Source organism: Arenimonas daejeonensis, from assembly GCF_007993735.1.
Taxonomy (GTDB): domain Bacteria; phylum Pseudomonadota; class Gammaproteobacteria; order Xanthomonadales; family Xanthomonadaceae; genus Arenimonas; species Arenimonas daejeonensis.
Genome location: NZ_CP042453.1, coordinates 586,070 through 598,719 on the forward strand (window position 1 = coordinate 586,070; position 12,650 = coordinate 598,719).

The 12,650-nt window shown below is 70.0% G+C and carries 8 protein-coding genes and 3 pseudogenes; 1 reads left to right on the top strand and 10 read right to left on the bottom strand.

The features are described 5' to 3' along the window. Positions 1-12 precede the first annotated feature (12 nt). Positions 13-2,823, top strand: coding sequence for a serine/threonine-protein kinase (locus FRZ33_RS02870; RefSeq protein ID WP_146907507.1), 2,811 nt, complete (start codon positions 13-15; stop codon positions 2,821-2,823). On the opposite strand, the gene FRZ33_RS02875 is transcribed toward FRZ33_RS02870, so the two are convergent. The 10 genes and pseudogenes from FRZ33_RS02875 to FRZ33_RS02920 form a co-directional block, all read right to left on the bottom strand. Next, positions 2,820-3,452, bottom strand: a complete 633-nt coding sequence (locus FRZ33_RS02875) for a thymidine kinase (RefSeq protein ID WP_146910554.1) — start codon at positions 3,450-3,452, stop codon at positions 2,820-2,822. The two genes, FRZ33_RS02870 and FRZ33_RS02875, sit on opposite strands and share 4 nt — an antisense overlap. A gap of 80 nt (positions 3,453-3,532) precedes the next feature. Then, the gene (locus FRZ33_RS02880) at positions 3,533-4,267 is read right to left on the bottom strand and encodes a hypothetical protein (RefSeq protein WP_146907509.1); all 735 of its coding nucleotides are present in this window, start codon (positions 4,265-4,267) and stop codon (positions 3,533-3,535) included. A 121-nt stretch (positions 4,268-4,388) separates the two neighbouring features. Then, positions 4,389-5,136: pseudogene (locus tag FRZ33_RS02885) on the bottom strand (pseudouridine synthase). An 8-nt stretch (positions 5,137-5,144) separates the two neighbouring features. After that, positions 5,145-6,794 (bottom strand): ubiquinone biosynthesis regulatory protein kinase UbiB, encoded by a 1,650-nt coding sequence (gene ubiB, locus FRZ33_RS02890; RefSeq protein ID WP_146910555.1) that lies wholly within the window; start codon positions 6,792-6,794, stop codon positions 5,145-5,147. A gap of 35 nt (positions 6,795-6,829) precedes the next feature. Further along, positions 6,830-7,399, bottom strand: a complete 570-nt coding sequence (locus FRZ33_RS02895) for a ubiquinone biosynthesis accessory factor UbiJ (protein WP_227978052.1) — start codon at positions 7,397-7,399, stop codon at positions 6,830-6,832. A gap of 116 nt (positions 7,400-7,515) precedes the next feature. Continuing rightward, entirely contained in the window at positions 7,516-7,671 is a 156-nt protein-coding gene (locus FRZ33_RS02900) for a DUF1328 domain-containing protein (RefSeq protein ID WP_146907512.1), read from the bottom strand. A gap of 144 nt (positions 7,672-7,815) precedes the next feature. Beyond that, positions 7,816-8,814: a 2-alkyl-3-oxoalkanoate reductase gene (oleD, locus tag FRZ33_RS02905; protein ID WP_146907514.1), complete on the bottom strand. Its 999-nt coding sequence runs from the start codon at positions 8,812-8,814 to the stop codon at positions 7,816-7,818. Beyond that, positions 8,811-10,468 (bottom strand): annotated as a pseudogene (oleC, locus tag FRZ33_RS02910) (olefin beta-lactone synthetase). The gene oleD and the pseudogene oleC overlap by 4 nt, the downstream one beginning before the upstream one ends. A gap of 47 nt (positions 10,469-10,515) precedes the next feature. Next, positions 10,516-11,447, bottom strand: a pseudogene (locus FRZ33_RS02915) (alpha/beta fold hydrolase). 127 nt (positions 11,448-11,574) lie between these two features. Continuing rightward, on the bottom strand, positions 11,575-12,591 hold the full coding sequence (locus FRZ33_RS02920; RefSeq protein WP_146907516.1) for a 3-oxoacyl-ACP synthase III: 1,017 nt from the start codon (positions 12,589-12,591) through the stop codon (positions 11,575-11,577). Between the last annotated feature and the right edge of the window lie 59 nt (positions 12,592-12,650).

The window sequence follows — 12,650 nt, forward strand, 5'->3', positions numbered from 1 at the left end:
CGGCGCGCCCGCGTGGACACCGAACGCTGGTCCACGCTGTCGGCGCTGCTCGACGAACTGCTCGAGCTCGAACCGCCCGTACGCGCACGCCGCCTGGCCGAGATCACCGCGGGCGATGCGTCGCTGGGCGAAGAACTGTCGCGGTTGATGGCGCTGGAGGACGACCGCCCCGACTTCCTGTCGCAGTCGGTGGTGGACGCGGCGGTGTTCTCGCCGCAGCCCGGGCAGTCGATCGGCCCCTACAAACTCGAACGCCCGCTGGGCGAAGGTGGCATGGGCCAGGTCTGGCTGGCGCTGCGCGCCGACGGCCTCTACCACCGGCGCGTTGCGCTGAAGCTGCTGCGCCCGGGCCTGGGCGACGCCGGCCTGCGCACCCGCTTCACCCGCGAACGGCAGATCCTGGCGCGCCTGGGCCACGCCCACATCGCCCGCCTGCTCGACGCCGGCGTCAGCAGCGACGGCCAGCCCTATCTCGCGCTGGACTACGTGCAGGGTGAACCGATCACCGCCTATGCGCAGAAACTCGGGTTGCCGACGGCGGACCGGCTGCGCCTGTTCCTGCAGGTCTGCGCCGCGGTCAGCCACGCGCACGCCAACCTGGTGGTGCACCGCGACCTCAAGCCTTCGAACATCCTGGTGACCTCGGCCGGCGAGGTCTGCCTGCTCGACTTCGGCATCGCCAAGCTGCTGGACGAATCCGACGTCGGCGCCACCGAGATCACCGGCACCGGCACCCGCGCCTTCACCCTGCACTACGCCGCGCCCGAACAGTTGCGCAACGGCGTGATCACCACCATGACCGACGTGTATTCGCTCGGCGTGGTGCTGTACGAACTGCTGGTCGGCCGCAAACCCTACGACCCGACACGCGCCACGGACGCCGCCTGGGAAGAGGCGATCCTCGACGCCGACCCGGTGCGCCCGTCGGCGGCGGCGCTGCGGGTGGCGCGCGAATCGGGCCTGCTGGCGCCGCGCCGGGTGGCGCGCGAATTGTCCGGCGACCTGGACAACATCCTGCTGCGGGCCCTGGCCAAGCTGCCGGAGAACCGCTACGTCTCGGTGGAGGCACTGGCCCAGGACCTGCGCCGCTACCTCGACGGCGAACCGGTGCTGGCGCGGCCGCAGAGCCTGGGCTACCGCGTGCAGAAGTTCGTCCGGCGCAATTCACTGAGCCTGGGCATGAGCCTGCTGGTCGGCGGGCTGCTGGTGTCGGCATTGGTGTTCGTGTCCTGGCAGGCACGCAAGGCGATCGCCGAGGCGCAGCGCGCGCAGGCGATGCAGGACTTCGTGGTGGCGCTGTTCGAGAACACCGAACAGGCCGGCAACGGCGGACTGGACGTGCGCACGCTGCTGGATTCCGGCGTGCGCCGCGCCGACACCGAACTGATCGGCCAACCGCAGACCCGCGCCGAACTGCTGGGCCTGGTGGCGCGCCTGCGCCAGGGCCTGGGCGACGACCGCCAGGCGCTGGAACTGCTGGACCGGCAGTCGCAGGTGCTGACCGCATTGAGCGGCGAAGCACCGGCCCGGCTGGGCATCGAGGCGGCGGCACTGCGCGGCCGCAGCCTGCGCGCACTCGGCCAGCCCGAGGTCTGCGTACGCACGCTCAAACCCTGGCTGCCGGTAAGCCAACTGCAGGCGCCGCGGCATCCGCGCGCGGTATCCGAATTCCTGTCCCAGCTCGGCCGCTGCCATCGCAGCCTGGGCGGGCTGGACGTGGCGCGCGACCTGTTCGGCCAGGCGCTGGCGCTGCGCAGCGGCCTGAACGAGTCCAAGCCGCTGCAGGCCGAAAGCCAGGCCGACCTGGCGGGCCTGCTGGCCGACGAGGCGCGTTACGAAGAGGCGATCACCGCCATACGCGGCGCGCTGGGCCTGCTGCGCGAGAGTGGCGGCGATCGCAACGCATTGGGCGTGGAGATCTGGCGCGACCTGGGCGGCCTGTACCGCGCCATCGGCGACCGCATGGAAAGCGAGGCCTCGTACCGGCAGGCGCTCGAGATCGCCTTGAACCGGTTCGGTCCCAACCACCCGGCCAGCACCGCCGTGCAGCGGCCGCTGGGCCGCGTGCTGATCGAAGCCGGCAAGCTCGAGGAGGCCGAACGCCTGCTGCGCCTGGCGCACGAGCGGCTGCTGGCCCGTTTCGGCCCCGAACATCCGGAAGTCGCCGCGTCCTGGCACCAGCTGGGCCGGCTGGCCTGGGAGCAGGGCCGCACGCCGCAGGCCCAGGACGCCTTCCAGCGCAGCCTGCAGCTGCGCCGGCGCAGCAACGAACTCGGCGCGCACGCGTCGGTGCTCTGCGACCTGGCGGAAACCCGATTGGCGCTGGCGCAACCCGACAGCGCGGAACTGCTGGCGCGCGAGTGCCAGCAGATGGCGCCGGGACCGGCCCTGGCGGCACGCGCCGACGGCCTGCTGGCCGACGTCGCGCTCGGTCGCGGCCATGCCGACGCCGCGCAGGCGCTGATGAACTCGGCCGAACAGCGGCTGCTGGAAGACGGCCAAGACCCGGTCACGTCGCTGGCGTTCGCACCGGTGGTGCTGATGCGCGCACGCATCGCGATGGCGGAAGGCGACTACCCCGGTGCCGGCGCGGTGGCCGCGGCGATGCGGGCGCGGCTGAGCGACGGACGCACGCCTGAAGCCCAGGTCTGGGCCTTGCGTTTCGAAGCGCTGCAGGCCGGGCTGGAGTGCCGGCGCGGCCAGGGCGCCGACGGACGCCTGCAGCGCGACCGCGCGCTGGAAGAAGCCGGCAGCCGGCAACCCGAACGCAAACGCCTGCTCGACGACATCGCCCGGCTTTCCGCCGCCTGCGGCCGTACCTAGTCGTCGCCGCCCAGCGGCAGGCGCGGCTGCTGCAGATCAATGCAGCCCTCGCCCGCCATCACTTTCTTGAACTCGCCGCGGCTCACCGACACATAGCGGTCATTGCCGCCGATCTCGACCTGGGGGCCATCGGTGATCGCACGCCCGTGTTCGTCCACGCGCACCACCATCGTCGCCTTGCGGCCGGTGTGGCAGATGGTCTTGATCTCGACCAGGTTGTCGGCCCAGGCCAGCAGGTACTGGCTGCCCTCGAACAGCTCGCCGCGGAAATCGGTGCGCAGCCCGTAAGCCAGCGCCGGCACGTTCAGCCGGTCGACGATCTCGGTGAGCTGCCAGACCTGGGACTTGCCCAGGAACTGCGCCTCGTCGACCAGCACGCAGTGCAGCGGGCCGTGCGCGGCGATGTCGGCAGCCACCAGCGCCTGCAGGTCTTCTTCGCGACCGAAAATGCGGCCGCGCGCCTTCAGGCCGATGCGCGAGGCCACCACGCCCTCGCCGTAGCGGTCGTCCAGCCGCGGCGTGAGGATGAGCGTGCGCATGCCGCGCTCGTGGTAGTTGTGCGCGCTCTGCAGCAGGGTGGTGGTCTTACCGGCGTTCATCGCCGAGTAGTAGAAATAAAGCTTGGCCAAAACAGCGTCCAACTGCGGGGTGGGCCGCCATTATCGCCCGGCCGGCCCGGCCTGTCCGGCCGGGCGCGGTGGTCATCCGTTCAGTCGTCGGCATCCGGCGGCGGCACGTCCCGGCCGGTCATCACGTCGCCCACCTCTACGGTGCCCTGGCCCGGGTGCTTCCAGTCGAAGTCCTGCCACTGCCAGTACTGCTCGGGTTTCCAGAACGTCTCGGCGTAGTACTCCTCGCCGCGCACCGTGCGCCAGCCATTGGCGGTCGGGATCTGGATCTGCAGGTTGCCAACCGAACCGACCCGGCTGCCGGTGGTCTCGCGGCGCGCCTGCTTCAGTCGCTTCTCCAGGCGCGGCTTGGCGGCGGCGTCGCCGTATTCGTCCAACAGGTCACGGCCGACCACGATGGCGCGGTCGCGCTCTTCCGGCGTCATCGCGGCCCAGTACTCCTCGCGCTTGATGAGCAGCATCGGATAGGCGCGCTCGGCCGCGATGTCCATCCAGGCGTAGGCCAGCGCACGGTCGGCGGCGGCACCCTGGCCCTTCCAGTGCATCTCGCCCAGCAGGCCCTGCGACGGTTTGTCGGCGTATCGCGCCGCGCGCAGGAATTCCTTCCGCGCCGTCTCGAATTCACCGCGGCTGTAGGCATCCAGGCCCGCCAGGCGGTGTTTGAGGTCCGGGTGCGCACCGAGGAAGGCTTCCGAACTCATGATTTCCCGGTCGGTCTTGTTCAGCGACGGCGGCGGGCTGCCTTCCTGTGCCGCAACGAGCGGGGGCAGCGGCAGGACGAGGGCGATCAGCAACGGGGCGAGAACTGGACGCATGGGGACAACCTCTGGGTCGGGTCTGCGTGGGCGGGGCGCGTGTGTCGTGCGCTGCGATGCGACGCAGCGACTATGGAGGGATGCCATGGCGACGGCATCGGTCGCAAGTCATGCCGTGTCGTCAGGCCCCCTGGTCATGCCTGGTCGGGGGCGCCAGGTCCAGCAGGGCCAGGGCACGCGCGAAACCTTCGTCCAGCGGCGCCACCACGGTGATGCGGCGTCCGTCCAGCGGGTGCGGGAAGGACAGGCGCCGCGCATGCAGCAGCATGCGGTGCACGCCGCGCATGCGGAACGCCTGGCTGTGCCGGCCGTCGCCATGGCTGGAATCACCGATCAGGTGATGGTGCAGGTGCTTGAGGTGGCGGCGGATCTGCCGGAAGCGGCCGGTCAGCGGCGTGCAGCACAGCAGTGCGTAACGCGAGCTGGGGTGCTGGGCGCTGGGCCAGTCGACTTCGGCCGTGGCCAGCGTGCGGTAGCGGGTCTGCGCCGGTTTTTTCTGCGGCTTGCCGGGGCCGCCGTCCAGCGCGTGGTCGATCAGCCCTTCCGGCGGCGCCGGCCAGCCACGGCAGACCGCCAGGTAGTCCTTCTCGAACTCGCGTTCCATCAGGCGCTTGCCCAGCGCCGACGCACTCGCGGTCGAAGGCCAGCAGCAGGCAGCCGCTGGTCGCACGGTCGAGGCGGTGCACGAGGAAGATGGGTTTTCCGAACTGTTCGCGCAGGCGGTCGGCGGCGAAATCGGTCTCGCCGCGCGCCAGCGCACTGTCATGCACCATCAGGCCGGCGGGTTTGTTGACGACGGCCAGCTGGTCGTCGGCGTACAGGACGTCCAGGGCGCGTAGCGCGATTTCGTCCACTGGCGGTTCGTGCATCGCCGCGGTCAGCGGCGGGGCCAGGCGGCGAGGAAGGCGCCGAAGGCGCCGAGGCCGGCGATGCCCGCGGCGGCGGGGATGCCGAGCAGGCGCGGGCCGCCGGCATCGAGGCCGACGAGCACTGCAGCGACCACCATCAGGCCGGTGCCCAGGATCGCGTACACGGTCTGGCGCTGGCCCGCCTTCGAGATGCGGGCGAGCTCCGCCAGGTCTTCGCTGCGCATGTTCAGCGTGTGCTGGCCACGCACCTGCAGGGCCAGGAAGTCGTGCAGCAGGCGCGGCATGTCCGGCGCGTGCGTGATCAGCTCGGGCAGGCGCTTGCGGAATTCGGATCCCAGCGTCTGCGGGCTGTAGCGTTCGCGCAGGATCTTCTCCAGCACCGGTCGCGCCTCGGCCCAGATGTCGAGCTTCGGGTCGAGCAGGCGGCCGACGCCTTCGATGTTGAGCAGCGTCTTCTGCAGCAGGATCAACTGCGGCTGCAGCGTCAGCTCGTAACGCTGCGCAGTCTTGAACAGCTTCACCAGCACCTCGCCCAGCGAGATCTCGCTCAGCGGGCGGGTGAAATAGGGTTCACAGACGGCGCGCGTGGCGGCCTCGAGTTCGTCGATGCGGATGTGGCCGGGCATCCAGCCGGCCTCGATGTGCAGCTCGGCGATGCGGCGGTAGTCGCGCTGGAAGATCGCCATGAAGTTCTCGGCCAGGTAGTACTGGTCGCGGCGGTCGAGCTGGCCGACGATGCCGAAATCTATGGCGATGAAACGCGGATTGTCCGGGCGGGTGGCGTCCACCCAGATGTTGCCGGCGTGGGCGTCGGCGTGGAAGAAATTGTCGCGGAAGACCTGGGTGTAGAACACGCGCACGCCACGCGCGGCCAGCAGCTTGCGGTCGATGCCGGCGGCGTCCAGCGCGGCGATGTCGTCGGACGGGATGCCACGCACGCGCTCCATGGTCAGCACGGTTTCGGTGCTGTAGTCCCAGAACACTTCGGGCACGTACAGCTCGTCGCTGCCCAGCCAGGTGCGGCGCATCAGGCTGGCGTTGGCGCCTTCGCGCTGCAGGTCGAGTTCGGCGTGCAGCGTCGCCTCGATCTCCGACACCACTTCCTGCGGGCGGATCTTGTCGGCGGCGGGGTGGTGGCGGTCGGCCAGCGAGGCCAGGGTGCGCAGCAATTCGACATCGGCCCGGATCTGCCGGCGGATGCCGGGGCGCAGCACCTTGACCACCACTTCGCGGCCGTCGTGCAGGCGCGCCGCATGCACCTGGGCGATCGAGGCCGAGGCCAGGGGCGTTAGGTCGAACTCCGTGTACACCGCAGCGATCGGCTTGCCGAGCGCCGCTTCGATCAGCGTCTGCGCCTGCTCGCCCGGAAACGGCGCCACCCGGTCCTGCAGCAATGTGAGCTCTTCAGCGATGTCCGGCGGCAGCAGGTCGCGGCGCGTGGACAGCACCTGGCCGAACTTGACGAAGATCGGGCCCAGCTCCTGCAGCGCCAGGCGCAGGCGCTGGCCGCGCGGAAGGCCGGTTTCGCCGTCGTGCGCGGGCGTGATCGGCCGCAGCAGCCAGAGCCAGCGGCCGAACACGGTGCTTTCGAGCAGTTCGTCGAGCCGGTGCCGCAGCAGCACGCGGGCGATGCCGACGGCGCGCAGGGTGGACTTCAGGCCGCGCGAACCGCCGCGCACCAGGCCGGCGGCACTCATGCGCCACGCTCCGGATCGAGCCGGGCCAGGCGCGCGGCCAGCCGTTCGGCGCGGTCGCGCAGCGTGTCCACGTCATCGTGGAAAGCGGACAGTTCGGCCTTGCCGACCAGGTCGCGCGATTCTTCGGTGAGGTAGTCGACGGCGTCGCGGCTGAAACCCTTGGCGAAACCGGCACCGGCCTTCAGCGCCTCGCGCAGGCCGCGGCCGATCTGCGGGCCCAGCACCGGGCCGAACACTTCGGCGAAGGGTTTTTCCCAGTCGGGATCGAAGCGCTGCGCCAGGTGCTGCAGCGTGCGCGCGAGTTCGGCGTCGCCGTTGATGCGGACCTTGCCGACCGGCGGCGCGCCGTCCTGGCGCAGGAAAGGCAGCTGCGAAAGCACGCCGGACAGCGTCGCGCGGATGCCGAGGTCGGGTTCGTCCTTCGGCGGGCCGACCCTCAGGCGGCCGGCGTCCACGGTGATATCGAGCGCGACCGGCGGGGCCTCCAGGGCCAGGCCGATGCGCCGGCCGCCGAGGCGCTCCAGCGCCCCGGCGGTGTCCGGGTCCAGCGCGACGATCCGGTTCAAGGCCTGTTCCAGCGCACGGCCGGCCAGGGGCTTGAGGGCGTCGAAGGGGAAGCGGCACGGTCCGTCATGCCGCCATTCTAGCGGGCCGACGCGGGCTTACGGCGCGGCCCCGGGGCCTAGGCGGCCCGCTTGAGGAAGGAAACGATCGCCAGGATCAGGAAAACGACGAACAGCACCTTGGCGATGGTGGCGGCCAGGCCGGCCAGGCTGCCGAAACCCAGCACGGCGGCGATGATGGCCACGACGAGAAAGATCAGCGCGTAATGGAGCATGTTTGCTCTCCTTGTTTTTTGCCCCTCGTGGGACGCACAGACCCTAGCCCCTGAACCTGAACCCCTGCAGGCAGGTTCAGTCCGCGTTACTCGGGGATTCATCGCCGTGAACACCGCTTCACGCGCCGCGCAAGGCGCGCGACGTCACCCGCGATCACGCCACCACGCCGCCAGTCGCTGCAGGCCCTCGGCGGTGGACACACGCGGCAGGTAGCCGAAATCGCGCTGCGCGGCGGAGATGTCGTACCAATGGGGCGTCGAAAGCTGCTCGGCGAGGAAACGCGTCATCGGTGGTTCGCCCGAAAGCCGGAACACCGCCCACACGCCTTCGAGCAGGGCACCGGCGCCGTAGGCGATCGGGTACGGCACGCTGCCTGTCACCGGTGCCACGCCCGCGGCACCGAGCATGTCGTTGACGATCCGGCGCACTTCGCGCGGTTCGCCGTTGGAAATGAAATAGGCCTTGCCGGCGCAGGCCGCACCGGGCGCCAGCGCCTTGAACGCGTCCACATGCGCCTGTGCGGCATTGTCGATGTAGGTGGTGTCCATGCGGTTGTGGCCGCCGCCGACGAAACGCAGGCGGCCGGCCAGGGCGCGTTCGACCAGGCGCGGCAGCAGCTGGGTGTCGCCCGGACCCCAGATCAGGCGCGGGCGCAAGGCGACGGTGGCGAGCATGGCGTCGTTGGCCGCCAGCACTTCTTCCTCCGCGATCAACTTGGTGGCCGGGTAGGGCGCCTTGAAACCATGGCCGTAGGGCGTGTTGGTTTCGTTGCCGCCTTCGACCGGTGTGCGGCCGCTGTGGGTGACGCTGGGCGTCGAGGTGTAGACCAGCCGGCCGATGCCGTGCGCGCGCATCGCCGCCAGCACGTTGCGGGTGCCGGTGACGTTGGCGCTGAAATAACTTTCGTGGCTGCCCCAGGCGCCGGCCTTGGCGGCGTTGTGGAAGATCGCGTCCTGGCCTTCGAACGCCGTGTGCACGGCACCGGCATCGGCCAGGTCGCCGCGCAGCTGGCGCACGCCCATCGCCTCGAGCGCGGGCGAATGGCTGCGCTGGAAGCTGGTCACGGCATGGCCTTCGGCCAGCAGCGCCCTGCACAGCGCCTGGCCCAGGAATCCCGCACCGCCGGTCACCAACACCTTCATCGATTTCGCAGCTCCTTCGCCGCCCAGACCGCCAGCTGCTCGCGGCCGATCTTGGCGTTGTGGCGGATGTCCACCGGGAAGCCCGGGTGGATCAGGAAATCCTGGATGCGCGCGGTGTGCACGAAGCCCATGCCGAGCCGGCGCAGTTCCGCCAGCACCCGCTCGTGTTCGTACATCGGCAGGTGCGGCGCCATCTCCACGCACAGCACCGGCCGCTGCCGCCCGGGTTCGCCGATGCCGACCAGGGCCGTGCGCGCCACTTCGGGATGCACGTTGAACACCGGTTCCACCTGTTCGGTGTACAGGCCACCGAGCTCGGTGCGCACGCGATGCGACTTGCGGCCGCAGAACCACAGCCGCCCCTGCGCGTCGAAACGGCCAAGGTCACCCATGCGATGCACGATGCGCGTGCTGCCGTCGGGCAGGGTTTCGCGGATCTTCGCCAGCGCGGTCGCCTGCGGGCGATTGAAATATTCGTCGGTGGCGGTGGGGCCGGCGACGGTGATCTCGCCGATGGCTTCCGCGCCCAGCACCTGGGCCTGCGACCACTCGGGAATCGCTTCATCGGTGATGGCGATGATGCGCACCTCGTTCGGCGCCACCGGGCGGCCGACGCAGGTGCCTGAACCCTGCTCGGTCGCTTCGCGCGTGGCCTGCAGTTCGGCACCTTCGATCACCGCCACGGGCAGGCATTCGGTGGCGCCGTAGGGGTCCAGAACTGCGCCTGCGCGGGCAGCAGCGTGCGCATCTTCGCCACCACGTCGGCCGGCACCGGGGCGCCGGCCGAGGTCACGCGGCGCAGGGTCGGCAGCGCTTCGCCGTGTTCGGCCAGCACGCGCATCAGCGCCGGCGAGCCGAACAGCTGGTCCACGCCGAAACGCCGGATGGCGTCGTGCAGCCTGCGCGGTTCGGCCTTCGCGGGTCGGGTCGGGTCCATGTCGGGGATGATCGAACTCACGCCCAGCGCCGGGTCGAACAGCGCGAACGGCGGAAAGGTCGGCAGGTCCACGCCACCCGCCTCGATGCCGAAGGCGTCGCGCAGCATCTGCACCTGCGCGACAAAATGCCGGTGCCGGTACACCACGCCCTTGGGCACGCCGGTGGAGCCGGAGGTGAACAGGATCGCGGCCACGTCGTCGGGTGCGGTGGCGGCCAGCTGCGGCCCGGCATTCGCGCCTTCGGCTTCCACCGCCGCCAGCGTCGGACCTCCCCAGAACCAGCGCCGGCCCACGGTGACGACCTGCTTCGCGCCGCGCGCCCAGCCCAGCAGCAGCCGCGCGGCATGCGCCAGCGGAATGCCGATGAAGGCCTGCGGTTGCGCCTCGTCCAGACACTGCTTGAGCGCACGTTTGTCGATGCCCGGGTCCACCAGCACCGGCACCACGCCGGCCTTGAACAGGGCGAACATCAGCAGGAAGAACTCGGGCGAGGGCCGCACCATCACCACCGCGCGCTGGCCGCGGTGCAGGCCGTGTTTCGCCAGGCCGGCGGCAATGGCATCGGAGCGTCGGTCGAGTTCGGCGTATGTCAGCGTCAGGTCATAGCGCGCCATTCCGCCGGCACCGCGCGACCCCGGGCAACGCATGGCGATGCGTTCCGGCGCCTCGGCGGCGAGGCGCGGAACAGCAGCGGCGATGTTGCAGGCGTCGGGCATCACGGCTGGATTGGCTCCCTCCCCTGCCTGCAGGGGGAGGAGATGGGCTAGAGCAGGTTGCGGTCGAGGAAATCCCGGATCCGCGGCACCAGCACTTCGTGCTTGTCTTCCAGCACGTAGTGGCCGGCGTCTTCGTAGATCTGCTTCTCGGCGCGCGGCAGCGCCCGCTCGAAACCCTTCAGGAAATGGTCGTCGAACACGAAGTCCTTCAGGCCCCAGCCGAGGAAGGCCGGGCGGTCCGCGAAGGACGCCAGGCGGCGGCCCGCGTCCTCGACCAGGTCCCAGGCGCGGTCGCCCGGGCCCAGCGGGATGTCCTGCACGAAGCGCACGGTGGAAATGCGGTTGGCCCAGCTGTCGTAGGGCGCCAGCAGCGCGGCCTTCACTTCCGGCGACAGCGGACGCACCACGCCGTCGCGCGCCGCACCCGCCGCGAAGGCGTTGGCGCCGCGGATCAGCCATTCGCCCAGCGCCCAGTTGCGGCCCAGGTTCAACTGCCAGGGCAGCGCCTTGGCGGCCGGCAGCGGGAAAGCGGCGGTGTTGAGGATGACCAGGCGCTTCACGCGCGCGGCGTGTTTGAGCGCCCAGCCGAAGCCGATCATGCCGCCCCAGTCGTGCACGGCGAGGGTGATGTCATTGCCGAGGTTGAGCGAATCGAGCAGCCGGTCCAGGTCCTGCACACGGTTGCGCAGCGTGTAGCCGTAGTCGGCGTCGGCGGGTTTGTCCGACAGGCCCATGCCGATGTGGTCGGGCACGATGCAGCGGTAATCGTCCTGCAGGCCGCGCACCATAGGTGGCGCCAGTAGTAGGACCAGGACGGGTTGCCGTGCAGCATCACCACCGGGTCGCCCTCGCCTTCGTCCAGGTAGGACTGCTGCAGCCCGTTCGGGTGCAGGAAGGTCTTCGGCGTCCAGGGATAGTCCGGGAACGGGCCCTTGGCCAGGATCCGGGACTGTTCGGGGGTCAGGGCGGTGTCGGTCATAGGGGCGGGATTCTACGCGACACGACGGCGAGGCCAATAAAAAGCCCGCCGGAGGGCGGGCTTGGCGGCGAGAGTGATTCCCCTCTCCGCGGCCCTCTCCCGCAAGGGGAGAGGGAGAAGTGCTGCTTTACCAGACGACTTCGGCCATCGAGCAGTTCAGGCCCGAGCCGATGCCCAGCAGGGCGACGCGGTCGCCCTTCTTCAGGCGGCCCATTTCCTTGAGCTTGCTCAGCACGATCGGCACCGAGGCCGGGCCGATGTTGCCGTGCTCGTTGAAGATGGTCAGCACCTTCTTCGGGTCGATGCCGAAGGCCTTGATGAAGGCCTGGGTGTGCACCTGGCTGACCTGGTGGATGACGAATTCGTCCAGCTCGTCCACCACCCAGCCCAGCGCCTGGCGGGCGGCGCCGAAGGTGGCGGTGGCCAGCTTCAGGCCTTCGATCAGCAGCATGCGGGTGTCGGTGACCATGCGGTCGAGGTTGCCGCGGCACAGGGTGTTCCACTGCGTGGCGGCCTTGGTGACGCCGCCGCGGTATCTGGGCGCGTCCGGGGTCAGTTCGGTGCGCGAGAGCACCATCGCGGCGGCGCCGCAGCCGAGGGTGAGCGTGGCCAGTTCGTTGCGGAACTGTTCTTCGGTCACGTCCGGGGCACTCAGGCGCTCGAGCGTCTTCTTGTAGGCGAGGTTGGCGGTTTCGCCGTCCACGACCAGGGCGTAGTCGATCTCGCCGCGTTCGATCATGCGGCTGGCGATGTCCATGCCGTTGAGGAAGGCCAGGCAGGCGTTGGCGACGTCGAAGTTCTGGCAGTTCTCGCCCAGGCCCAGGTTGCCCGAGACGATGGAGGCGGTGGACGGCTCCAGGAAGTCGCGGCTGACCGAGGTGTTCACCAGCAGGCCGATCTTCGCGCGGTCGATGCCGGCGTCGGCGATCGCCTTCTCGGCGGCCAGGGTCGCGGCGTCGGACGCCTCGACCTCGTCACCCCAGAGGCGGCGGGCATAGATGCCGGCGATGTCCTGCAGGACGTCGGTCTTGATGCCGAGGCGGTCCATCGTGGGCTGGAGCTGGGCATTGATATCGGCCGAGCTCAGGCGGTTGGGCGCATCGATGTGCGCGAGGCCGGCAATGGAAACGTGCTGGAACAGCATGGGCAGGGTCGCCTTCGGGGAAACCCGCGAAGATTACCCTTTTCAGGCCCCCGGCTCCA